Source organism: Exiguobacterium sp. s91 (assembly GCF_018618915.1).
In the GTDB taxonomy this organism is placed as follows: domain Bacteria; phylum Bacillota; class Bacilli; order Exiguobacteriales; family Exiguobacteriaceae; genus Exiguobacterium_A; species Exiguobacterium_A abrahamii.
Genome location: NZ_JACSMZ010000005.1, coordinates 79,591 through 104,432, shown reverse-complemented (window position 1 = coordinate 104,432; position 24,842 = coordinate 79,591). Strand labels below are relative to the sequence as shown.

Here is a 24,842-nt window from a genome sequence, read left to right as displayed (position 1 = left end):
AAATAAAGAATTCAGTTAACATAACTCGATTATTGAAGAAATAACAGCAGGGTTAAGAAATGGAATGCGAGTACAATCTCGTTAACTATCCAATAGAGTCTGTCAAAACGAGTTTTGTCTCATAAATAGTAGTATACTTATGTTAGTGAGATGTAACGATTTTTTTATCACGCAATAGGCGAACTCGCAATCAACGAGTAAACGAATCGTATGATATACAGAGGAGACTCATAGCATGTGGCCAATCGATCAGAGTACACCTGTTATCCAAAAATTACTTTGAGTGAAGAGGGGAGACTCGAAAAAACGTACTGGTATCATGTATCGGTTGCCGAAGTGACTGATATGATACGCGTTCCTCCTATCTTAAAATTCAGCCTTCTAGTCTAGATGAATACACCCCTCCTCTTCTAGATAGGGAATATTGTTTAGTCCTGGTACAGGTCGTATCACATTCCAGATGAGGACATTCACAGTCCATTCTACGAAGTCAGCTCTGATAGTCTTTCGTTCCGAAGGATTACGTAGTCCTTATTTGATTAAGAGCGGATTCCTAGTAGGAATCCGCTCTGTTAATTAAAAAATATTCATCGATTTTTTTAGCTGAAAGCTAACACAGATGGAACTTCAATAGGGTTTGCTAATCTTAAAAACTGCAGACCAATCCCGGACTTTCCTAAAAATAATCCAGGTGTATCTATCCCGTTAGCAATTCCTGAAACATATTCACCGTACTTGATACGATCTTGGTACACTTTTGTAGCCAATTCGTGAGCAAGAGCAGTCCATTCGTGCTTTCCTGTTTTAATAGCAGCTGTGATCAAAAAATCTACAATCCCCATATCTCCGTGACAAAGACAATGATCTTCTGATAAGTAACTATCTTTAATAGATGCAACGATGATGTCGATATCTTGGATCAATTCAGCATTACAATTCAAATCCATTAATGATAGCTTACTAAAGCCAATTCCAGTAGATCCGCTACACCAATAGAAGCTGTAAGACTCTTCAGCCTTTCTTAAATCTTTCCAGTTTCTACGCTTTACGTCATATAAGGAATTCTCATAGGAAAGAGCTGATAAAGCCATCGAAACCTGTTCGTTATCCGGAACATATTTGTTCAATCGTAAGAGCGCGATTAGAATACCGGATACACCATGTCCAAGACCACCTAAATAAATGACATTCCCTTCATGTTGGGTTGACCATGCATGTCCGTTCCCCGTATCGACTGCTTCTTGCTGAATTTGCTTTGCATAGGAAGTAGCGACTTTAAGATATTTTTTCTCTCCATAGTATTCATAGGCATTCAATAAGGCATGAATGATGCCAGCACAACCACCAAGTAAATCACAGTTAGTTGATTGTTGTTCTTTCCCTTTGAGATAATCAACAAAAATTTCGACTTTGTTCTTATATTGATAAGACTCATTTGCTTGATCAATGAGTGTAAGTGCATTAATCAATGAAATTGGTCCATGGTAAGCGGATAAAAATGCATTGTATGGTTTTGCAGAGCGAATCGCAGAAGCTATTGCAGCTGTAGCAGCTTGCTCAAATCGCTTAACCTGGGTTAGGCGATGGAGATGAGTCAAAAATACTGCAACCCCACTTGTCCCGTTATAAAAATCTTCCCCTATGACTGATACGCCAGCTTGTCCATTGTAGTTTGTCTCAATACCTAACCATGTCAGTTCAGTCATATCCTTGTTCCAAATCCCCGATTCGAGTAGCTCATCCCCTATCGTGACAGCAGCGTTAAGGTAGTCTTTTGATGTGAGCGGTTCGATTGGAACAGTATCAACGGAAAGATAAGAACTATCAAGCAAGCCAGCAGATGCCACGATGGAACTTCTAATTAATTGTTGCTGTTCAATCAGCGTCTTATCATCAAGACAGTGAAGTTTTCGATAGACTTTTTCGATTCCCGTTTCTTCAAAGACATTAGGATATTCGTGCCCTGCACTATCAAATAAGGATAGTGAGGACGGTGTTGTATAAAAGTAAGGAACATCTCCGTTAATTAGTTCTCGTTTTTCGGCAGCGACAATCATTGATGGATAATGTGAGAAATACATACGATCCAAGATCATTTCTCGACTATAGGCTTCTCTAAGGAAATTTGGATGATTGGTGTCTGTCAAAAAATTGGCATAAAAGTTCGTACTTCGTAAAATATGCCTGATTTTCAACTTAGAAAATTTATCGATGTTTTCTCTTAATTCATCATTATGTTGCATTGCGATAGAATAGACGTTCGTAAAGCCCTCGACTATTTGTTCAACATAATCTGACGTCTGGATATTTGAACCTTTTAGAGAAGGACGATTTGCTTTCTCCTCTGTCCAATAGGGTTTTGTTACGAATCGCATCTCATCGGTGTTTTCCCTTTCAGATTGAAGTACTGGAAACGGAAGCTCCTGTACACTTCCCCCTATCCCACTCATTTCAATACCTTTACCATCGTGTGACTTAAAACCAAGTGTGGGTAACAGGCCGGTTCCTAGTACGGAGTCAACCATCTTGAACTTTGCTTGTACTTCCGCGCTATCTTCGAAAACGTCAGCAAGGTGATTTTGGAATAGAGTCTCGTAATCGATGATAAGAGGATGCTCACCAGAAGCAATAATATTTTCGAAGTGGAGGTCGGTCCCTTTCAAGAGATACATCACACCAAGTAATCCACCAAGACGATAATGATGTCTTCTCAGTTCTTCGGTGTCCTCGCAAGCTAGCCCTAAGACTTTCTCCTCCCAACAGTACTCATTGCGATCAATAATGCGATAAGTAGCGAAAGGATGCTTGAAATCTTTTTGATTGAACCAATTGAGTAGTTCATGTACTTGTAGTGAAACTTGTAAGGACTTTGGTTTATAGATCAGTCTCGTAGTAGTCTCGAGAAAGCTTATTTCGATCACAGACTGACCATGTTCGTGAGAATCTCCAAGACCGAGTTCCATTTCTAAAAGTGTTAATTGCTCCAATCCGAAAATATTTTGTAGGGTTTTCACGTCTGAAACATAACGTTCTATGAAACGCACGATGTTATCGATGAAATAAAGAGTTCGAGTAGCCAATAGCCGGGCGAGAACAATGTATTCCTCATAGAATGCGTTTAATCCATCTAGATCACGTAATTTAATTGCTACAAACGACTCGAACCGTTCTTCTGGGCTATCTCCAACGAGTTCTTCACGAAGTCGTGACACATTCAACTCTAACGTAAGGGTTCGAGCTGCCAACTGAAGAAATTGATTGGACAGGTTCTCAAGAAGTGACGGCATAAATTGCTCCGTACAATGATTATAGAAAGGATGTCCTTTAGGCAATGTTGCATCAATTTCAGACTTTGCAAAGGACAAAAAAGGTAAGAATGCTTCATGGAGACCATCGACTCTTAAATTACCGACCTTAATGGGTCTAGACATGATTGTTCGAAAAGATTGCAACCATTCAGGAATATCAGTATTTCCCTCTATTTCGCCATTCAACATTTTCTCAAATTGCTCAAGTGTCAACTCTTCTGCGTGTAATCGATTTTCAAAAAGTTTTTGATCTTTTAAGAATGAATAGTGTCTCCATTTAGCTACCCGATCATAATCATGTTGTACGATCTTATAACTTTCTTGAATAATAGGACGCTTGAGTTCGTTTAAATACATCGCTTTTTTCCATGAAGTAGATCCTTTGATATCAGTACTCATTTTCGAACACTCCCATTCTCGATAAGATTTCTAAGGATATGCAAGGCATTGGTTGCGTTAACGATGCCTGTTCCTCCCTTCCGTTTGTCGTCTGGATAAAGGAAAGGGGTTGTACTCTTCTTCAATAAGTGTTCAACCGTATCTGGTGAAAGGTTGATCCCTTTAGATTTCGCAACATCTATGAGTAACGCAGCCACTGCAGCTACCTGTGGTGAAGCCAGGCTTGTACCAATCATGAATTCATATCCTTGATCAAGATCAAGCGCTTGACTGATAGGTGATTGAGGGAGATAGGTCGGATATGTAGTAAGGACGAAACTTTTAATATCGGCGATGCCACTTGTCGACCAATCGGGACCATAGTCACCTGCAGGTGCAGAGAGATCCACTTTTTTACCGTAATTCGAGTATTCGGTTGGTTGAAGCAATCGATTGGTTGCGCCGACTGTAATCGTATTTTTGAGCCCTCCTGGAAGATGCATTGCACGTTTCATATTCCCAATCTTCTTCGCCAAATCTTTTTGATTGTCCATGCTGTATCCATCGGTACCGGAAGACGCGACTACGACAACACCTTTTTTATGCGCATATTTAATAGCCTTTTCGTAAGCTTTGATCACTTTGTTATCCTCTTTGTTTGTTGGATCCTTATACGTACCTAAACTTAGATTAATAACGTCTACACCATCCTTAGTGGCTTGTTTGATAGCCTTGATTACCCATTCGGATTCGGATGCTGCTTTCCCAAAGACTTTATAAGGAACAATACCGATAGAAGGAGCGATACTAGAAATTTTCCCTTTAGCTGCGATCAGGCCAGCCACCATGGTACCGTGACCCGTCTGGTCCCTTGTGCCCTCTTCACCGGGTACAAAGCTTCTGCCATCTGATACAATGTTTTGACTTAAAGCTGGATGACTATCATCGATTCCGCTATCGATGATAGCAATGGTAGTTAAGGTGGATCCTTTCGACTGACGGTGTGATTTCAAATCTGAGGTTACATCTCTTACATTCCATCCCCAGTCCGTATAGTATTCTGGAAGTTGCTCGCCAAGATTATGTCCTGGATTTTTTTTCAACGAATTGAGGATGTTCTTTTCGATACGAGAATCTAGTTGTAAACTGCGTGCAACTGGTATTGCAACGTTTTGCTTTTGATTGGAATCTATTTTATTTAAGTAACTTGAATGTATGTCTAGGGTTGAAGGGATTACGTCTCCTGATGCAAATGACTTGTATGGAAATGATGTAGCTAAAAGACAGACAACGATAGTCGAAAGGAACGGTTTTTGATAAAAGTATCTTTGATTATGTGGCATGAATAATCTCCTTGTCTTGAGCATGATAGAGTTCATAGTAATGTCCTTTGTTCATCATCAATTCATGATGAGAGCCTTCTTCTACGATTTCTCCCTGATCTAATACGATAATTCTATCGGCGTTCCGAATAGTATTGAGACGATGGGCAATGACGATTCTCGTACATTCGAGGTTAGAAATGTTATCATCGATTAAGTTTTCATTTAGGTTATCAAGTGCGCTCGTCGCTTCATCTAAAATAAGGATTGATGGATCGTGATATAGTGCGCGGGCAAGTAGCAGACGTTGACGCTGTCCTCCTGAGAGATTTGTTCCTCCTTCAGATAGCATGGAGTGGTATTGCATAGGTAAGCGCATGATTTCATCATGGAGGTTAGCTTGCCGTGTAGCCCTCTCAACTTTTTCAAGATCATAATCTTCACCCGGACAAATATTATCAAAGATGCTTTTATGAAAAAGCTTTGTCTCTTGTAGGATAACTCCTGTTTGATGCCGCAACTGCCTAATGTCTATTGTATTAAGACTACGTTCGTCATAAAGAACATCACCTTCTGTCGGACGATAGAATCCAATGAGTAGCTTAGCCAAGGTACTTTTTCCTGCTCCTGAAGCACCAACTACACCAATCTTTTCACCAGGTTGAATGATGAGGTCAATATTTTTTAACGTTGGATTTGCGAATGAATCATAAGCATAGGATACGTTTTTCAATTCGATACGTCCTTTTAGACGAGGAAGCGTACCTTCATCAAGATGCAGTTCTTCTTCTTTTGCATCCAATACATCTGTCAAACGTTGGACATAAGATCCTAGATACAAAAGTTCCGTATATCCCATACCAATTGATACGATCGGCATCATGAACATGGTGGCAAGAGCACTAAAACCTAGTAGCTCACCAATAGTCATTCTGCCTTCTAGAATGAGCATGCTACCATACCAGAGAAGAATCGTAGGAACGATAAACTGAACACTACTCGCAATAGTATTGAGGATTGTGTTCCAATAATTCTTTTTTTCTGTAATCATCAGCTGATGTTCAAATTTACTAGACCATTCTCCAACTACTTGACGTTCGATACCTAACATCTTTACATCGCTTGCACCGTGAATTGCTTCGGATAAATGACTCTGTACTTTTGATTGAGCGACCACATCTTTATTGTTCAGGCGTTGCGTAACCCGAGTGCAAGACACGAGAACAATGAATAGTAAAATACTAAGAGTAATCACTCCTAGACCCAATTGAACTGATTGATTAAGCATCATAAATGCATAACCGATAAGCAAGATGCCATCTATCAAAAATCCAACTACACGATTTGAAAGAATTTGTCGGATCACTAAATGAGAGTTGGATCGGAACAATAAGTCTCCACCCGTCCGCTTTTCAAAAAATGCGTAAGGAAGGTTAAACAAATGACTTACAAAGGTCGTCATCATAGTTTTATCCATAAGCCTTTGAAGACGTGTAATGGCAAAGCCCCTTGCAAGTGAAAAAAGGATGTTGAGCAGCAATAGAAATACGATGTAGAGACCGATGAACTTAATTAATGATTGATCTTTGGAAATGATGACGTCGTCTGTTACCCATTTTGTAAGCATAGGAATAAACAATCCCAATGTCTGAAGAAGTAAAGAAAAAACGAGAGTGATATAAATCCACTTTTGATGCGTTTTAGCGAACCCCCAAAAGAACTTCACAGTAGACTTTTTCTTCTTATGGATAAACTGATCGTTAGGAGAAAAGGACATCAAGAATCCACTAAAGTGTACGAAAAATTCTTCTATGCTAATACGTTGTCTTCCTAATGCGGGATCGACGATATGTACGTATTTTCCAATTTTTTCGATTACAACAAAATGGTTCTGATTCCAGTGAGCAATGAAAGGTGTCGAACCACGCAAAAACTCTAAATCTTTTTGAGAACAAGAGAAGCCCTTGCAATTCATTCCTCTATCATTGCCAATGTACGAGAGATTCAAAAAGGATGCCCCGCTGCTTGGAACATCATATTCTTCCCGTAAATCAGAAATGGAGCAATGATGACCGTAATAGCTTAGTATCATAGACAAGCATGCCAATCCACATTCGCTATGTTCCATTTGTTCTATAAAAGCTACTCGCTTCATCCTTATTCTCCTTTTTACTTTAAGACTTAATTCTAGCAAGGGGACTTTGAATGAGTTTATATTCGAAAGCAATAATACCTAGCTCAACACGTGATTGAATACCCCATTTTTGTTTAATGTTAAAGACAATCTCTCCCACTCGGCGCTGGCTGATGAATAAGGTTTTGGCAATTTCAACATCTTTGTATCCCTTTGCTATTAAACCTGCTACTTCTGTTTCTTTGCCGCTAAGCTTTGTCTGGATATTCATTATTAACCCTCCTAAAATTCGCTTAGAAAAATAAGTGATTAATAGTAATTTTATTGTAATTTTGTCTAAATAACTTAATTCGCTCTTAAGAGGCTTATTTAAGTGAGTGACAGGGGGCTATCCTTGCTTTTCAGGGAGAATTCGATTTTTTAGAAAATAAAAAGGCACCAGATCATATTTGATCGGCGCCTTTTTATTAAGTATTAAAGAAATTATTTACATTTAGATAGTGAAATAGTTACTCCTACAATGACACCTACACAGAATGGAGTTGTTTCAGGTTGAACGTCTCCACCACCGTTGATACGAGACATTTCTTCGAAGTTCAGTTCATTTACCGCTTCACCAGCAGGGTTAGCGATAACAGATGTTTCATCAAGATTCTTCCACGATTGAATGATTTGCTCGTTTGTCATTTGTATGACCTCCTAATAGTAGTTTGCTCATCAACAAGTGTTTTAAGTAGTTGCTGTTGAACATGCTTTTACTATAAGCTGTCAGGAAAGACATGGTAACTTCATAAAGCTGCATATCTGTATCTTTTAAAATTTAGTTACACTTTCTAGGGGACTTATAAATTGATATGACACCCCGTCACAAGAATGTTTCGCAACTCTTTGTACTTATGTTTACTTAACTTAATATGCGTTTTACTTTTTATAAGATGAATATTATAGGAATCCATGAAATGATCGGATGAGATTTCTCGGATATCTCCTAATGGAACGATAAACGATTTGTGTGGACGATAAAATTCATACTTACTTAATTTCAACTCGATAGCTTTTAGGTTTTCAGAAGTATCAATGTACTCGTCATTCTTTAAGTAAATTCGTACGTGTCTTTCGATTTTTTCTATATAAAGGATTTCAGAGACGTTTAGTAACAGAAAACTATGTTTTGTATTTATTCCGATTCGGGCATCCTCGTAAAACGCTGAGGTAGAATTTAGATTACTTGATAAAATACTACTCGTCATATGAACTCCTCCTCTATCGACTGTTTATAATCCGTTCTGAATGACATACATGATAAGTAAGCCAAAAAGCGTCCCCACAATTGCTAACAGTACTTTTTTCATCATTATTCCTCCCACCGATACTTGTAATCTTGTAATGACTCTTAATCTTTTAATGTTCTCTTTTGATAGATCATGAAGACTAAAGCGCTGGATAATATACCAGCCATCAAAATAACGATTAGATTAATGGATAGCGAAGAGAAAGAGGCACCATTCTCAACCTTTTCAGCTAGCTCTAACAGTTGTAAGTTCGGCAAATAATCGACAATAGAAAGTAACGGATATTTATCAGAAACCTGCTGGAGCAACGTTCCGAATCCGAATAAAAACATGACAGGTAATACAGCGACAGAAGCTTCCATCACAGAGGAAGTCATCAATCCTAGAAGCGTCCCTAAGGCAAGATAGAACAAGCAAGAGACGAGAAGTCCAATTATTATGATGAAAGGATGTGACGGAGCATAACCCGTAATGACGGCACTGATGACTATGGTGAAGAGTGTGATCAGAGCAGTCAATATACTTTTGCCACCTAGAATCTCTAGAGTGGAGGCAGGTGACAACATCAAACTACGCAACGTGTTCTTCTCTTTCTCTTCTGCGATCAATGTACATTGAACGAATGCTGCTACTGAAGAGAATGTCAAATTGATGACGGTGTAGTGAATTTCTAACGTCACTTCGCCAATATTCTTATAGACAATTGCCATCAAGATAGGAACCAAAAGTGTCGTACCGACAAATACGTTTCTTGACACGTCTTTTACATCCTTCTGAAAAATGGCCATTGTACGATTGATTGAAAAGATCATCTGAGTTCACTCCCTGTTACTTTTACGAACACATCCTCTAAAGTCGGTTCGTTAGAATGGATAGATACAACCTGATTAGTACGTAACATTTCATAGATATGACGAGCATCTTTCTCATTCGATTCGAAAACGTGTTCTAGGCCGTCTAATGATTCGAGTGTCAACGTCTGATCAGCAAAACGCTGTTTAATCGATTTTGGTGATCCTAACAATTGGATATGACCACGATTTAGGAAGGCGACACGATCGCAAAGGGTGTCCGCTTCTACCATATCGTGAGTCGTTAAGAAAATCGTCGCACCGTCTCGATTCATATCTTTAAGGGCAGAATAGATGGCTTGAGTGTTGACAGGGTCTAATGCAGAAGTAGGTTCATCTAAAAATAAGATTTCGGGTTGATGTAAAAAAGTTCGAGCGAGCAGTACCCGTTGTTTCATCCCTTTCGACAGTAAGGCAACTTTCTTATTCTGCTCATCACCTAAATTGACTAACTCCAGCGCACGATGAATACGGTTTTCAGAGACAGAAAAAATTTTGCAAAATAACTTTAAATTGTCTTTTACCGTCAAGCGATCGTAGAGACCACTATTGTCTGTCATGATACCTACTTTCTGAAAGGTATTCTTTTGTTTAAGTTTTTCAGAGGGAATTCCAAGTAGACTGGTTGAACCCGTGGATGGTTTCATTTGACCAGTTAATATTTTGATCATGGTAGTTTTACCAGAGCCACTGGGACCAAGTAGCCCAAAGATCTCTTTTTGCTTGATATAGAAATTTAAATCGTCAAGAGCCGTCTTATCTGAAAAGTGTTTCGTCAATGATTCAATTTCGATTACCTTTTCCATAATGCAGTTCTCCTCTCGTTTTCTAACCTTAGAATAGTAGAGAGCGCTATACACCGCACTATTTTAACGATGAAAGGAGTTAATAAGCTTATGAAAAGAGTAATTAGCTTGCTAGAAGATCGTCATTTAATGCCGAGCATTTCTTTAAGAACGTGTATTTTATTCTTAGATAAGGGCACTTCGGTTCGATCGTCGAGAACTAGACTAAAACTGTTCCGTGTCCACGTGACGATCTCGCGTACTTTCTTCAGATTAACGAGATAGGAACGGTGACATCGGAAAAAATGCCGGTCCTGAAGAGTCGTTTCATACTCATTCATTGTATATAGACCCGGTAACATCGTATCTGCCACATGGATTTGAACATTTCCCGATGCGCTTTCGAAAAATTTGACCTCATCTATATCCAGTAAAATAAGATTACGCTCAAGTTTAGCAACGACCTTGTTCAGTTCGAGAGGCGAAAAGGGAGCGGATTTTTCAAGTCCATTAATCTCTTCATCATTTTCTGATATTACGTTCTCTTCTTCCTCAATTTCTGTATTGATGCGTGTAAGTCCACTACTACTTAATACATAAGATTCTTCGGATAAAGTAATTGCACTCTCCGTACTTCCTGTCAGTATTAGGAGACACTTTTCTTCCTGTAGCAACAATTCGATAACTTTGAATAGAATGTTCTTGGTATGTTGATCAATGTTTTGATCCGGTTCATCGAAAACGACCACCGGTGTATCTTGTAAAATAAGAATTGCGAGTTGCAGACGCTTCTTTTGAGAATGATCAAGTTTGTTTGTTCTTTTCTTTGCTATCTCTTTTAATTGTGTGACTTCGAGTGTGTCTGAAATCGACTTTGTGCTGTTATACAATTTTTTATAAAAAGAAAGATGATCCAAGATGGTTAATCTATCATATGTATATGGCTGCTCATAATAGAAACTGATTGCCGAACGATAATGTACAGTATTTCCTGGGTGATGATTGTTTACATGAACATGCTTATTTGCACTTCGTATACGACCTTCAAGTATCTTTATGAGTAGCTGACGATGGGTAGCATTAGAACTAATCGCCAATGACTTTCCTGGAGAAGCAGAAAACGTGAGTTTTTCGAGTACTGTCGTTTTATCTTTCTGATCTATGTAATTAAGTTCGTTAATAAATAAAGTCACCCTATTTCCCCCTCTGGGATGAATTACCCCTTGAAAATATACATCCACCTTATCATAATTTTTACAAAATGTAGGTTATCAAAAAATGAAAGTAAAATAAAATTTTACATTTTTAATACAAGTAAGGATTTCATGTTAAAAAAATCTCTAAAAAGCCTGTAAACAAACAGTTCGACATAAATCGACATTCGTAACGTTTTTGACATATCGTTATAATGGTTGAATTGACAGAATAATCTGCTATATTCTAATTATCACCAGGAAGACATTGTCATATTGTGGTTCTCGAAGGAAAGGAGCATGTGTATGTACCGATTCGGAGAGTGGTTACGTCGTGAACGTCTCGAACATGGTTGGAGTCAGGTGGAGTTGGCGGAGAGGACGTACGGCGAAATCTCCCAGGCGGCCATCAGCGCCTATGAAAGAAGTCGTTCTATCCCTTCCATACTCGACGTCAAAATACTCGCGACAGCCTGCGAACAGACACTGGGATCCATCCCTTGGGATGAGTTCGACTTGAGGATGGAGAAGAAACGGAATTGGTCGCATCTGAATCAGGAACGTTTCGATCTAGCAGAACTCCCGTTAGCGGATTCCATCCGTACGTTTGATGGCAAGACATACCAACTGCACGGGCGAATCGCGATTGAACAAGAAAGTAAGGAGACTCAAGAAATCGCACACCTCTACTATCGAATCCGAACCGTCGTCGGGGAGAATCAAGTCATCGCGAAACGGAAGCATCCCGATGACGAACTGATTCACGTCTCACGTCGCAGACTAGTGCATCACTGAGACATCCATGTGTACCTGTTTATTTATGAAACTTACAAATGTTTAAGAAAAGGAATTGAAGACTGTAGCAGCATATCGCTAAGGACAGTCCTTCCAATCATATATTGGCGTGTCCCTCATGAGTGACCGGGTGAGCGGGATATACGCAGAAATGGTTTGGCGAGAGTCGCCTAAAACTCGCCCACAGGTCACATATTCGTTGAGGGTCAGCGAAAAACCCTAAACAGATGTTCTTTAGCGGACATCAGAGTTCGTGGGGGAACGTGCTTTAAACCCACCGTCTTGCTCGACTTCGACTGTCCTTAAGGATGTGCTGCTGCGCATCGACCTCAAGGAAGGAGTGTATGTTATGCCGACACGTGAACAGAAGCAGAACAAGACCTTTGCCGAGAAGTTGCTCCGGATCCAGGGGAAAGACTATGAGGAGTGGCTCGACACCCAACATCAACTCGTCATCCAAGAGAACCAGGAACTGATCTTAGAGGCGCTCGACTCGAAACTGAACTTCAAATCACCTGCAGCCACTTCACGGGATTGAGAGGAGGAGAACAGATGGGATTGAATGAGACAGGGCTTAGTTTATTAAACTTCTTTCAAGGACTCGCCGTCATTTCGGCAGCGATTGCTTTCGTAGTTGCTGGTTATTACTTCATTTTCGGTGGAGATCGCGGAAGATCGAAGGCAGTCGGTTGGCTCATCGGTGGTGCCGTCGGTCTGATTGTCATTACGGGCGCCGTCACGCTAGCTGAAATGGTCAATGACAACATCAAATTCTAATTGAATAAGTGATTGAACAGACCGTCATTCCAAATTGGATGGTTTTTTTTATTGCCCACGTTACGATGTCTCGCTTCAAAGGAGGAGAATATATGCTCTTCATCCGTTTCACGGATATACCGAAAGAAGTCTTTCCGAACTATGAGCGTCTCCCGTATGAGGAGGCGCTTTTATTATCGACGCAAGTTCATCAAGAAGCTCAGCAAGCGAACGAACGCTTCTCGAGTGAGTTCCGGATCTTCGATGATGATGACCAGCTCGTCTATAAGGGAACATTCCAGTTCGGTGACACGACCTATCCGAATCTTTATCAGCAATTGAAGGAACGAATCCCGAACATCCGGATCCGGAAGGAGGATGCGACGAAGAAGATTTTATTGCTCGAGAACTTGGAACGGTTGACGCCAGAGACTTACAAGACGATGGTGACCGAAGCAGCGACTCGAAGTAACACGGATGCGACACACATATCCCGCTTACGTCGTGGACAACGTCGCATCGTCTACGGTGCCAGTGGTGTGAGCCTGCTGCTCCTGGGCGCGCTGACCGTGGTCCGGCTCGTGCAGCCGGACCCTCCGAGCGGCGTCCGAGCTGAAGCGTCAAGTTGGCGACCTCTTTATGAAGCAGCACTGACCGGTGAGACGGGTCCACTCGTCGAGAACCTTGAAAAACGACAGTCATTGAATGATGAACAACAGCAATTCCTGATTACGCAGTATGTTGAAGAACATGACTACGACCAAGCGGTCTCCGTGACGAAGGATCCAATCGATGTCGAGACGATCATTATGCAGTCGAAGCGATTTGCGACCAATCGCCAAGATACGCTACAAGCCTTCCAAGCCGTCCATCCGACGGACGAAGGAACGTTCGACCTCGCCATCCTACAGAAAGACTATAAACGTGCCGTCTCGCTTACGGGCGTCGAGATGACGACAGTCCGTAAGGAAGCCAAAACACGCGCTTACATCGCATTGAAAGATGTGACGAAGGCTCAAGAAAGCGTTAAGACGGTCCATAACGAAGAATTGAAGGAGCAAGTGGCAACACTCGTCCAGCTGGATGACGAGATTCAAGCACTCGAGGATCAAAAGCGACAGTTATCAGAGAAGAAAGACAAGGAAGAACTCAAAAAGCTGAATGCGTCGCTCGAAGCGAAGCAACGACAAGCCTCTTCACTTTTTTAATGAAAGTATGGTGATTGAAATAATGATGAACTTCTCACTTCGTTCTCTTGCTACATCCACTTGGCTGTGGCGATGTCTTGCCTTTCTGATCGCTTTACCCATTATATTGTTCTTAGTACTCAACGTGGCGTTTCAGTTTCTGCAACAGACAGTCCAAAATCTCTTTCAGAATGGGAAGTTAACGACCGGATCTCCGCTACAATACGATCCGAATTGGTGGACGACCCTTGCCTGGTCGACCTCCTTCGCTTTCGCTTTGTTCGGAGTCTGCTTCCTCTTAGGAGGATTTCTCTTATTGAAGTATTGGCTCAATTTCCGCGATCTCAAAGCAGCACAAAAAGGAAGTGCCCGCTTCACGACATTTCAAGAGCTGAAACAGCAGTATCGCGATGTTCCGGACCGTAAGGAGACCTACATCGGATCCGGGGGTGTCCCGGTCGGGCGCTATCGTGATCGCCTCTATATCGACGACAGCGCGGTCAATAACCTCGTCATCGGGACGACCCGTTCCGGGAAAGGCGAGACGTTCGTCTTCTCGACGATCGATCTCTACAGTCGTGCGCAGCGCCAAGCAAGCCTGGTCATCAATGATCCAAAAGGTGAACTATTCGCCGCCTCCAAAGAAACACTCGAAGCACGCGGCTATCAGGTCGAGGTCCTGAATCTGATGAACCCGTCGCAATCAATGTCCTACAATCTGTTACAGCTGACGATCGACGCGTTTCTGGACGAGAACTACTCCCTCGCCCAACAGTATGCCCGTTCGGTTGCTTATATGCTCTATCATGACCCGAAGGCGAAGGATCCGTTCTGGAGTAACTCTTCGACGGACCTTTGCACCGCCCTGATTCTCGGATTATGCGAACAAGCAAAACATGAACCGGAGAAGATCACGATGTATAACGTCGCTTTGATGTTATCCGATCTCGGCTCACGCACAGTCATCGATGGAATGGGACAGGAACAATCGGCACTCGACGCCTTCTTCGCATCGTTTCCGGGGAATCATCCGGCACGTATGCAGTACGCGACGCTTCACTTCTCCGGTGGTCAGACGCGCGCGAGCATCCTCGCCAATACAAATGCTAAGCTCGGAATTTTTACACTTGATGCGACGGCACGTTTGACGGCACAGAACTCACTTGATATGAAACTGATTGGTTTCAACCGCTGGATTCGCGGACGTGCCCTTCCCTTGTCACGGTTGACGTTCTACTTTCCAAGTGGGAAACAACTCGCCTTGACGACGGACGACGACGGGAGTTTTGTACTCCATCACGAAGAAACCCTCGAAGTGGATACCGATATCGCCGTAGAAAGTGACGGACAGCAGTACACCGTGTCACTCTCAGGTTGGAGAGACGAGACGGACGGTGTCTTCGACTGGACAACGGATGCACCAATCGACATCCGGGAGATTCGTCAGCATCCGCGCCCGGTTGCCGTGTTCCTGATCGTCCCGGACTATGATCCGACGCTTAACGTCATCGCCTCGCTGTACGTCAAACAAGTCTATACCTCTCTCGCACGTGTCGCCTCACAAGCTACGAGCGGACGTTGTGAACGTCAGGTCATCTTCCTGCTCGACGAATTTGGGAACATGCCAGCGATTGAAGGGATGGCGAACATCATCACCGTCTGTCTCGGCCGCAACATCCGCTTCAACCTCGTCATCCAGTCCTACGCACAACTCGAGAACCTCTACGGGGAGGATTGGAAGACGATCGACGGGAATTGCGGAAACACGCACTACCTACTGACAGCAGATGAGTCGACGGCAGAATTGATCTCGAAGAAACTAGGGGAGCAGACGATTGTCACGAAGTCGCGTTCCGGGCAGACCTTCTCGCTTTCAAAGTCAAAGACGGAGAGTGTCGATGGTCGGCGCTTGCTGACGGCAACTGAGGTGATGGGACTGAAGGAAGGTGAGATGCTGATCATCCGTGTCATCAAGCGGCAAGACAAACAACAGAAACGAATCCAGTCCTATCCCCTCTTCCTGACCGGACGGACGGCGATGAAATACCGCTATGAATACTTGGCGGATGACTTTAACACGGATCGTTCCATCAACGATCTCGTCATTCCCTGCGCGCATGCCCATCTCGATCTGAATACACTTCGTGTCCCGTTCCATCTCGGCGCCTCAGTTGTATCCAAGATTAATGAGACGGGTGAGGAGACAACGGATGCAACAGAATGGCGCGTCTGCGATGTCATTCAGCCGAAAATCCTACGCTCGATCTTCGAGACGACAGAATACGATACGTTACCGATTGATCTGTTCGAGCAAGGCATTGAGGATAGGACAATCCCTGTGACCGATAACCAGCGTCACTTTTTGAAGACGATCATCAGCAAACGACTCGAGAAGCTTCGTCATGGCGTTTGAGGAGGGCATCATATGACAGAACTGACACGCACGGAACGCGTCCAGCGCGAACTCCGCGTCATTGCGACCATCATCAAGGAGAATAAGAAGCGTCTCCGTCGTGGTGAGGTCTTGAATATCCAGACCCGGGACGGATTCCTCGTTATATTTGAGGAAGAAGACCCAGACTCAGGCGATCGAAAAACTGTTACGCTTATAGACACATTCGATTTCCGGGTGCACGTCAGTAATGACGATCTGACGAATCCGGAACAAGTGTCATAAACGGAAAAGGGGTGGAGGCATGCAAGCGAAACGAGTACTCTCCGGACTATTGATTTCCTCTGCGTTACTTTTGGTCGGTTGTAGTGAAACTGAAGACTCTAGTCAGGCGAATCAAGTAAAGTTATCCAAGGTAGAAAATCTAATGGATGGAAAACAGGAAGGATTCCTACTGATTTTAAAAGAGGAAGACGGAGATATTGGCTCATATCAAAATAAACTCGATTCCATAGCAAAAAAAAACGAAGTACCTATCAACATCTATAATACTTTTCAACCTGATGCTAAAAAAATAGTGGATAGAGCAAACTTTGAATACACATCTAAGCTACAAGGTGAACGTTTATATTACGTGTCGAAAGGAAAGATCAAAGATAAACTAAATATTAATCGCCTGACTGATGAGACTTTTACTAATACAGTCAATGAGTTTGTAACTAATAATAAATAGAATGAAACGGAGGTCTGGATAGATATGTCTGATGCTCAGGTTATCCAGAAACTTACCGAATTCGAACGTCTTTTCAATTTAAGTAATCTAGTTAACGACGCTTTACGAACTGTAGGGTGGATTTTTGTCAGAGGGCTTTCTTTGTTGATTGATTCTCTCGAAAGTCTTACAGATGATATTTTGATGATCAAAACATTCTTTAATAATCCTCAAGTGGTTGAATTCGTTCAGACGATTCAACCTTTTTTGTATGTACTATTAGCCGCCAGCTTTGTTTTTACAGGCTATCTCATCATTTTTCAAAAGAAATTCGATCGAGAAGGGATTCTTATTAATATTTTCATTTCATTGATGATTTTAGGACTTCTCTCACCTACGATGAAACAACTAAATGACTTCACAGATCAGGCAGTCAATCAAGTTAAAATTGGCAGTCTGTTTGGTTCTGAAAAGGAAACTATCTCTGAAACAATACTCAAAGAAAATTTAAATGATTTAGTAGCATATGATAAAAATGGTTTTGAAAACTATACAGAAAACGACGTAAAAAATAATATTCCAACCAAATTAATCAAAGGATTACAGATTAATGAGGTGTTCGATAGCAATAAACTCGACGTCTCCACTACTGGATCAAAACTTTCAAAATCATTTATTCTTTGGGACGGTAGTGAGGAAGTACTAGACGAACTCGATCAAAGCGGACTTGATTGGAATAACCAGTACTACTATCGCTATCATCCGAACTGGCTGACGATTCTTGTTACCCTTGGCGTGATGGGCTTCACTCTTTTCTCGATTGCCTACAAGCTGGCTCGACTTTCGTTCGAGTTGGCTTTTAACTATGTTCTAGCGATTTTAGTTGCCCCCGCCGACCTGCACAGCGGACAAAAGACGAAGAAAGTCATTCAAAGCATCCTGAATACGTTCCTCGTCATCATCTTGATTTTCGTCTCAATCAAGCTCTACACAATTGGGACAGCTTATCTGGCTGATACACTCGACGGTCTCGCCTATTTGATAGCCTTGATCGCTTTCTCCGCTGCCTTGATTGATGGACCGAACATGGTCGAACGCCTCTTCGGGATCGATGCGGGTCTGAAACGCGGATGGGGTGTCGCGCTTGGTGCGTATGCTGTCGGGAAAGGAACGGCAAAAGTAGGGGCTCGTGTCGCTGGACAGACGATGAAGAGGACATCACGCCCTACTACTCCATCCGCTTCAGAAGCTGCCAGTACAAAGTTACCACCGAACCCACCACCTAATGGTGGCACACCGACGGGTCGTCCGGATCGTTCATCCGATAGTGTGCCAGTTCGTTCGCAAGCACAAGAGCGCACTTCACGATCAACCGGACAAGAGAACCAACGCATTGAATCCACTGATTTATCGACGCACGACACGAATTCGGAGAGTCCGACTGCAACAACATCAAAAGAGTCCATGCCACGCCGTTCGGACGATGTCTCACCACAATCATCTGCGACTACTCCGCCATCATCGCAAACGTCTGTCGCACAACCGAAGATGCCCGATGGATCGATGAAGGAACAACTAACTACTTCAGCTGATGCGTTCAATACCTCTGAAACAACTGTCGCATCGCAACCTATTTCACCGTCGGAACAACCTATTGGATCACGTGCACCTAATCCATCTTCTATTCACTCAGGATCAACACCTGACACGACACCTAAAGAGGCAGCACCTACTTCACCCTCTTCAGGCGCGAGCAATTCTTCACCTTCTATCACTGAGTCGCAGGAGACATCATCCGGAACACAGCGGCAACGAAAGTCGATCTATCAAACACTTGAGACGACGACACAAAAAGAACTCAAGCATGTCGAACAAGCGCAGACACATTTGACGTCAAAGTCGTCCCGGATGTACTCAACGGATGTCCCGCGTCTAGACCCGGAAAAGGAGTGAGACCATGCAACAGCGCCAGTACCGGATTCCGAATGAAGTCACGACCGAGCTGAAAATTAATAAAATGCTCTACCTCTATGACCTGCTATTTCTCGTCGCTTTGATCATCGTCCGGTTGATTGCCCTTCCATTCATCCCGGACGTCTTGTATCTGCCGTTTACGCTCTTCCTCGTCGCGTTCGGACTCTTCCTCGTCATCCGCCCAACGACGAATCCAGAGAAACGGATGGTTCACGTGCTCTATTACGCGCTGATGAAGAAGAAAGATACGTATATCGCATTGACCGACGGCAAGGATGAATCGAAAGGAGCGTGATGGTATGAGTTTATCGGAAGAGAAACGACCCAAAACGATTCCGACGACAGACATTACTTGGCTCGACGAGACGCAATTAACGACACCCCCAACACGGAAGGAAAAACGCATCCGGATCCCGCCTTCTGTCGCCTCTCTGCTACCAATCATTGATGCCACAGCACTCGATGGGTTCGAGATGCAGGACGGGACATTCTGCGACATCATTCAGCTGACTTCGAAGGATATCTACGGGTTGTCCGAGACCGAGAAGGATCATGACATCTTCTCCCTCGCATATCTGTTGCAGGCGTACATCCATCCGTTGAAGGTGATTCCGCTCAATACACCACTTAATTTGGAGAAACAGAAACAGCGCATTGAACGACAGCTGCGGCAAAATCAAAACGTCGCCTATCGTCCGTTCCTGCAAAAGAAGAAACAGGAACTGATCTACCTTGAGGAGCATCGCACCAATCGCGATTATCTCCTCTTTTTTTATGCACCGGATGAGGCGATGCTGCGTGAACGAAAGCATCAATTGACGAAATTGCTTCGACGCAGCAATCCGATGGTCGAACTGGCGCTCGAGCAGAAAATCCATGTGTTGTTCCAGCTACACAACCCGAATACGAAACCGACTCAGGATGGAAAGGAGTGATGACGTCATGTGGCGCACGCGTTTTCTACGGAAGCAGGACCCGGAGACGATCAAACGACAGAATGGCTACAATCCGAAATTCGTCCAAGCCGTCCAGCCGCAAGGCGGACTCCGCTTCGAGCCGAACTATATCCGGACCGGTGACGGTTATCTCGCCTGCCTCCATGTCTATAAGTATCAATCGACGGTCTACGACTTCTGGCTCGAACCAATTCTCAACCTCCCTGGCGTCCTGACGACGCTCGACATCGGGACGGCAGACAAACGGGAGATGATCCGGACAATCAACAAATCGATGGCCGAGCAGAATACGCGCTTCGAAAATGCGAAGGACAACGTCGACCGGATTGATGCGCGCGAGACATACAAAGAATTGAATGAACTCTACGAACAGATCACGCAAGGCGAGACGATGAAGTATCTGCATCTCCGGCTCTACGTCAAAGCGAAGACACTCGACGTACTCGAACGCCAGGTACAGGACGTAATGGAAGAACTCGAAGCACGAAACTTTCGTGCAACCGTCTTCCTGAACGAACAGGAATGGGAGTGGCAGAGTCTCTTCCTCAGCTACGAACAACAACAAAAACTACCGAACCGACGCCGGGGGAAAGAGATCCCGTCGCTCTCAATCGCAGGTGGTTATCCTTTCCACTTCACGTCGCTACAGGATCCGACGGGGACCTACTACGGGACGACGGATACGAACGGGAGCGTTATCTTCGACTTGTTCCATAAGGACAAGCAACGGAAGTTCTACAACGCGTTGATGATCGGCAAGATGGGCTCCGGGAAGTCAACCTTGCTCAAGAAGACGGTTCTCGATCAAGCGATCAAAGGGAATCACGTTCGCATCTTGGATGTGACGGGCGAGTTCTCCGACCTCGTACGACAGCTCGGTGGGAAGGAGATCGCACTTGACGGTTCCGCCGGACGGATCAATCCACTCCATGTCTATAAGACGGTGACGCACGTTGATGGCTCGGCAGATGAGGCGCTCTCGTTCATGCAACATTTATCGAAGATTGCGGTCTTCTATCACTACATCAATCCCGCAGCTACACAGGAAGAAGCGAACGAGTTCGAAATTCTGCTCCGGCAACTCTATCTTGAGAAAGGGCTCTGGAACGAGGACGGTGACGCGCCAATCACGACCCACCCTGCAAATACCTATCCCGTCTTCTCCGACTTCTTAGCGCTCGTTCGCTCTGAATTGTATGTGGACGCTGCACGGACGACGATTCGTGAGACGATCAGTACGAACCGTGTCAGACGACTTGAGAACATCGAGCTCGCTATCACGAACCTCGTCCACAACTACGGCAATATCTTCGACGGACACTCTTCCATCGAGCGGTTCGATGAGGAAGCGATTGTCTCATTCCCGCTACGCAACCTGACCAATCTGAAAGACGAAATCTTTCAGGCACAGGTCTTCAATCTGATGAACATGCTGTGGGACGGGATGATCCTCAACGGTGCCGGACAACTCCGCAGCTACAACCAGGGCGAGTTATTAATCGAAGATGCCTTCAAGTATCTGATTGTTATCGATGAGGCACATCATCTGATTAATACGCGCGATATCGCCCAACCCGCGATTCTATACCTGCAACAATTCATGCGCGAAGCACGGAAATACTTCGGCGGCATCTTCTTCGCCTCGCACTTGATCACGGACTTCGTCCCAACTGGGTCGAAATCGGAAAACGCCGAGAACGTTAAGACGTTGTTCCAACTGACGCAGTATAAGTTCATTGGCGAGCAGGATGCCGAGAGTATTCCGACGATCCAGACTGTCTTCGACGGACAGTTGACGGAGAGTGAGACGCGGTTGATTCCGTCGCTCGAGACAGGACGGATCGTCCTCAGTATCTCCGGTGTGAAGACGTTGATCTTCGATGTCGATGTCTCACCTGAGGAGCTGACCTTGTTCGGAGATGGTGCCTGATGTGGAGTACGGTCCGGCATTCGGCACGTGTCGCCGTCCGGATGAAATGGCGACTCCTGACCTTAAAGTATCGTTTGTTTTCGCTTGCTATCGCGCTCCTGCTCCTCCTACTGATCATCATCGTCGCAGGGATTCTCGATACGTTGACCGGGATCGAGAACGAACAAGCAACGGAGACACCGATCGCTTACTCGGACGCGAGTCTGCAAGTCAGTGATAATGTCCTCCAATACCGCGAAGCAATTGCGCGTGAATTGAAGAAGGAACAACTCGAGGGACAGACGAATGTCGTCCTTGCGTTGATGATGCAGGAAAGCGGTGGACGCGGGAACGATCCGATGCAAGCGAGTGAATCGAAGTGCGGACGGATTGGTTGCATCACCTCGCCCGACGAGAGCATTCGTTACGGCGTGAAGCACTTCGCATCTGTCTTCCGGCAAGCGAACGAGGACGTCAAGTTGACTCTCCAGAGTTACAACTTCGGGGGTGGCTTCATTGATTACGTCCAAGAAAACGGGGGACGCTATACGAAACAACTCGCGATTTCCTTTTCCCAGATGATGTACCAACGCGTTAAGAAGAGCGGCATTTATCAATGTCATCGTCCGAGCGCAATCAAGCATCAAGCCTGTTATGGCGACATCGAATATGTCGATGCTGTCCTTCGTTATCTGACACCGACCGTACTAGCGGAAGGTAAGACAGGACCGATCAAAGGAAAACTTCATGCTCCGCTCGACATCCCGCTTCAGATGACGTCGGGTTTCGGATCACGGATCGTTTTCGGAAAGACGGACGTCCATACGGGCATCGATTTTAGTTGTCACGATACGGATACCGTCCACGCCGTCCGCTCCGGTACCGTCACCTATAGCGGCTCGCGCGGACCGTACGGGCAACTGATTCAGATCAAACAAGGTGACTGGATCACCGCTTACGCCCACCTTTCTGCACGCCAAGTCAAGACAGGTCAGAAGATCGAGGCTGGTCAAGCGATCGGAATGTGTGGGTCGACCGGACGTTCGACGGGGAATCATCTGCACATCGAATTCAAGACGAGTGATTGGTCCGGACACATTGATCCGGCACCACTGTTTTCGCTATAAGGAGGGATGAACCATGGCATTGACGAGTCGTCATCTTCTGTGGCTCGTGTTGTTCTGTCTGCTGCTGTCGATCAGTGCCAATGTCTATCAATATCGTTCCATGGCAACAGATGAATCGCATCGAATCGTCGAGAAAGACGAGAAGAATGTATTACCAAAAACAACGGTGTCAGATCCGCCCATCTCAATTAATGAACAAGAGCAAGAACAGAAATCGGTCATCTCTAAGAGTGCGGAACGCTTCATCACGTTCGCCTTTATCTGGGAGGACGGGACCTATCCCACACGCAAACGACAAGCCGATCAGTATATGTCAGAGTCCCTCAAACGGATATTGTTTGCGAGTAACGGAAGCGATAGTAAGTTCACCGCTTCCGTCTCGGACATCGAAGTCTTTCCAAGACGGGACGATTCGGAGCATTGTCTCGTCCGCTTCCAACGAACGTTGACGATTGATGCCAGTGGTTACGAAGAAACGTCTGAAGAATTAGTTGAACTGAAGTTTATCTATCAAGGTGGACGTTACATCGTCGATCAGATGAAGAGTCTTCAAACGTCAGGAGGTGTCTAAATGCATCCAGGAAAACGAAAGACATTGACCCGTGACTGGTCGCGCTTGTATCTCGGAACAGGTCTGTTCTTCTTGATTGGTTTTCTGTTTTTCGGTTTCTCTTCCCTCTTCTTTGCTGAGGAACAACCAATCAATGCGACACCCCTCGGCGAAGAACAACGGTTGACGAATGGACAGACCGTCACGCTTCTTGACTGGTCGCATGATACGAGACGGAAACAGATGCGTGTCCGCCTCCAGTTCGACCAACCCCAAGATTACGCGACGAAACTTGTCACGCGTTTCGCTTACAAGGAACGACCAACGGATGAACACCGCGTCCGTGTCGTCTATCAGCAGGACGAGCACTACGTCTTCGAAATCAAAGATGTACCGCGCGATTTTGATCAACTAGCACTCCGCTTGTATGTCATTAAGCCCGAACAGTCACTCGAGAAGCTGCGTGCCACGAAGCGAGAAGACGCGCTCGTCGAATCACTCTATATGGATCAGCGACGTGTCATAAAGACATCACTTTCTAAACAACAAGCAGATGACTATGCACAACTTTTTATCGCTGACGAGCACCTGCAAAGTCAAAAACGGATCAAGAGAATGAAGCGCGAACAGACGGAACAAACTTCCCTCATCCAACAAATCGAACAGGACATCGAGGCAAAACAAACTACTTTACCCGACCTGACACTCGATGAACAAGTCGAACGTGAGGATGAAATCTTCAATCTGAAGCAAGACAAAGAAGACGCACTGTTAAGACAAACGGAATTGAAAAAACAACTCACGCAAGAAGAAAAAAGACAAGATCAATTGCGCATTAAAGCACGTGAACTGAAATGGTAAGGTGGCAAACACCGTGCCAAAATGCCGTTTTTAGTGGCACGCGGTGTGACCTTTTGGCGATTTTGATGATATCAGGGAAACACTAGGCTCCGCCTAGGCTAGCACGCTGAGTGATAGCAGTTTCCCCTTATGCTCTTTTTTCACGATTTTAGATCTATTTTGCTTTTTACTGCTTTTGATTTTTGGCTGGAAAACTTGATTGTCCTTCTCTCTAGTCCAATAAAAAAACGAGCATCTCGGCTCGTTGAATGTGTTCTAGGATTATCTTTTTAACGACTCAAATACTTTCAACATGACATAAAACGAACCAAAACTAAAAGCTAATCCGAACAACGCGAGAACCCAAACCGACATCTTCCA

23 protein-coding genes are annotated in these 24,842 nt (G+C 44.2%); 14 read left to right on the top strand and 9 right to left on the bottom strand.

Annotated elements, in window-relative coordinates:
* Positions 1 to 599: 599 nt before the first annotated feature.
* The 9 genes from KNQ06_RS16045 to KNQ06_RS16005 all read right to left on the bottom strand — a co-directional run bounded on the left by KNQ06_RS16045 (position 600) and on the right by KNQ06_RS16005 (position 11,263).
* Positions 600 to 3,707: a type 2 lanthipeptide synthetase LanM family protein gene (locus KNQ06_RS16045; RefSeq protein ID WP_215148903.1), complete on the bottom strand. Its 3,108-nt coding sequence runs from the start codon at positions 3,705 to 3,707 to the stop codon at positions 600 to 602.
* Positions 3,704 to 5,029 carry a S8 family serine peptidase gene (locus tag KNQ06_RS16040; RefSeq protein ID WP_215148901.1) on the bottom strand — a complete coding sequence of 442 codons (1,326 nt, stop codon included), beginning with the start codon at positions 5,027 to 5,029 and terminating at the stop codon, positions 3,704 to 3,706. Before KNQ06_RS16040 ends, KNQ06_RS16045 begins: the two co-directional genes overlap by 4 nt.
* Positions 5,019 to 7,163: a peptidase domain-containing ABC transporter gene (locus KNQ06_RS16035; RefSeq protein ID WP_214725494.1), complete on the bottom strand. Its 2,145-nt coding sequence runs from the start codon at positions 7,161 to 7,163 to the stop codon at positions 5,019 to 5,021. The genes KNQ06_RS16040 and KNQ06_RS16035 overlap by 11 nt, the downstream gene beginning before the upstream one ends.
* A gap of 19 nt (positions 7,164 to 7,182) precedes the next feature.
* Positions 7,183 to 7,413 carry a response regulator transcription factor gene (locus KNQ06_RS16030; RefSeq protein WP_251132530.1) on the bottom strand — a complete coding sequence of 77 codons (231 nt, stop codon included), beginning with the start codon at positions 7,411 to 7,413 and terminating at the stop codon, positions 7,183 to 7,185.
* 212 nt (positions 7,414 to 7,625) lie between these two features.
* Entirely contained in the window at positions 7,626 to 7,829 is a 204-nt protein-coding gene (locus tag KNQ06_RS16025) for a mersacidin family lantibiotic (protein WP_214725496.1), read from the bottom strand.
* Positions 7,830 to 7,984: 155 nt separating this feature from the next.
* Positions 7,985 to 8,392, bottom strand: coding sequence for a LytR/AlgR family response regulator transcription factor (locus tag KNQ06_RS17160; RefSeq protein ID WP_214725498.1), 408 nt, complete (start codon positions 8,390 to 8,392; stop codon positions 7,985 to 7,987).
* Positions 8,393 to 8,535: 143 nt separating this feature from the next.
* On the bottom strand, positions 8,536 to 9,246 hold the full coding sequence (locus KNQ06_RS16015; RefSeq protein ID WP_214725500.1) for an ABC transporter permease: 711 nt from the start codon (positions 9,244 to 9,246) through the stop codon (positions 8,536 to 8,538).
* Entirely contained in the window at positions 9,243 to 10,091 is an 849-nt protein-coding gene (locus KNQ06_RS16010) for an ABC transporter ATP-binding protein (RefSeq protein WP_214725502.1), read from the bottom strand. Before KNQ06_RS16010 ends, KNQ06_RS16015 begins: the two co-directional genes overlap by 4 nt.
* 122 nt (positions 10,092 to 10,213) lie before the next feature.
* Positions 10,214 to 11,263 (bottom strand): LytTR family transcriptional regulator DNA-binding domain-containing protein, encoded by a 1,050-nt coding sequence (locus KNQ06_RS16005; protein ID WP_215148899.1) that lies wholly within the window; start codon positions 11,261 to 11,263, stop codon positions 10,214 to 10,216.
* Positions 11,264 to 11,569: 306 nt separating this feature from the next.
* Here KNQ06_RS16005 and KNQ06_RS16000 point away from each other — a divergent pair, with 306 nt between their 5' ends.
* From KNQ06_RS16000 to KNQ06_RS15935, 14 genes are all read left to right on the top strand, one after another.
* Positions 11,570 to 12,058: a helix-turn-helix transcriptional regulator gene (locus KNQ06_RS16000; RefSeq protein ID WP_215148897.1), complete on the top strand. Its 489-nt coding sequence runs from the start codon at positions 11,570 to 11,572 to the stop codon at positions 12,056 to 12,058.
* A gap of 349 nt (positions 12,059 to 12,407) precedes the next feature.
* Positions 12,408 to 12,596 carry a hypothetical protein gene (locus KNQ06_RS15995; RefSeq protein WP_215148895.1) on the top strand — a complete coding sequence of 63 codons (189 nt, stop codon included), beginning with the start codon at positions 12,408 to 12,410 and terminating at the stop codon, positions 12,594 to 12,596.
* A gap of 14 nt (positions 12,597 to 12,610) precedes the next feature.
* Positions 12,611 to 12,835, top strand: coding sequence for a hypothetical protein (locus KNQ06_RS15990; protein ID WP_214859025.1), 225 nt, complete (start codon positions 12,611 to 12,613; stop codon positions 12,833 to 12,835).
* A 92-nt stretch (positions 12,836 to 12,927) separates the two neighbouring features.
* Positions 12,928 to 14,022: a hypothetical protein gene (locus KNQ06_RS15985; protein ID WP_215148893.1), complete on the top strand. Its 1,095-nt coding sequence runs from the start codon at positions 12,928 to 12,930 to the stop codon at positions 14,020 to 14,022.
* A gap of 295 nt (positions 14,023 to 14,317) precedes the next feature.
* Positions 14,318 to 16,414 (top strand): VirD4-like conjugal transfer protein, CD1115 family, encoded by a 2,097-nt coding sequence (locus KNQ06_RS15980; RefSeq protein ID WP_215148891.1) that lies wholly within the window; start codon positions 14,318 to 14,320, stop codon positions 16,412 to 16,414.
* 12 nt (positions 16,415 to 16,426) lie between these two features.
* Complete coding sequence (locus KNQ06_RS15975) at positions 16,427 to 16,678, top strand: hypothetical protein (RefSeq protein WP_215148889.1); 252 nt, start codon at positions 16,427 to 16,429, stop codon at positions 16,676 to 16,678.
* 19 nt (positions 16,679 to 16,697) lie between these two features.
* Complete coding sequence (locus KNQ06_RS15970; RefSeq protein WP_215148887.1) at positions 16,698 to 17,126, top strand: hypothetical protein; 429 nt, start codon at positions 16,698 to 16,700, stop codon at positions 17,124 to 17,126.
* 24 nt (positions 17,127 to 17,150) lie between these two features.
* Positions 17,151 to 19,058 carry a pLS20_p028 family conjugation system transmembrane protein gene (locus KNQ06_RS15965; RefSeq protein WP_353049207.1) on the top strand — a complete coding sequence of 636 codons (1,908 nt, stop codon included), beginning with the start codon at positions 17,151 to 17,153 and terminating at the stop codon, positions 19,056 to 19,058.
* Positions 19,059 to 19,062: 4 nt separating this feature from the next.
* Positions 19,063 to 19,374 carry a DUF5592 family protein gene (locus KNQ06_RS15960; RefSeq protein WP_215148883.1) on the top strand — a complete coding sequence of 104 codons (312 nt, stop codon included), beginning with the start codon at positions 19,063 to 19,065 and terminating at the stop codon, positions 19,372 to 19,374.
* 4 nt (positions 19,375 to 19,378) lie between these two features.
* Positions 19,379 to 20,014, top strand: a complete 636-nt coding sequence (locus tag KNQ06_RS15955; protein ID WP_215148881.1) for a hypothetical protein — start codon at positions 19,379 to 19,381, stop codon at positions 20,012 to 20,014.
* A gap of 7 nt (positions 20,015 to 20,021) precedes the next feature.
* Complete coding sequence (locus tag KNQ06_RS15950) at positions 20,022 to 21,965, top strand: VirB4 family type IV secretion system protein (RefSeq protein ID WP_215148879.1); 1,944 nt, start codon at positions 20,022 to 20,024, stop codon at positions 21,963 to 21,965.
* Positions 21,965 to 23,071 (top strand): lysozyme family protein, encoded by a 1,107-nt coding sequence (locus KNQ06_RS15945; RefSeq protein WP_251133583.1) that lies wholly within the window; start codon positions 21,965 to 21,967, stop codon positions 23,069 to 23,071. Before KNQ06_RS15950 ends, KNQ06_RS15945 begins: the two co-directional genes overlap by 1 nt.
* 13 nt (positions 23,072 to 23,084) lie before the next feature.
* Positions 23,085 to 23,642 (top strand): hypothetical protein, encoded by a 558-nt coding sequence (locus KNQ06_RS15940; RefSeq protein ID WP_215148877.1) that lies wholly within the window; start codon positions 23,085 to 23,087, stop codon positions 23,640 to 23,642.
* Positions 23,643 to 24,482, top strand: a complete 840-nt coding sequence (locus tag KNQ06_RS15935) for a hypothetical protein (RefSeq protein ID WP_215148875.1) — start codon at positions 23,643 to 23,645, stop codon at positions 24,480 to 24,482.
* The last annotated feature ends 360 nt before the right edge of the window (positions 24,483 to 24,842 follow it).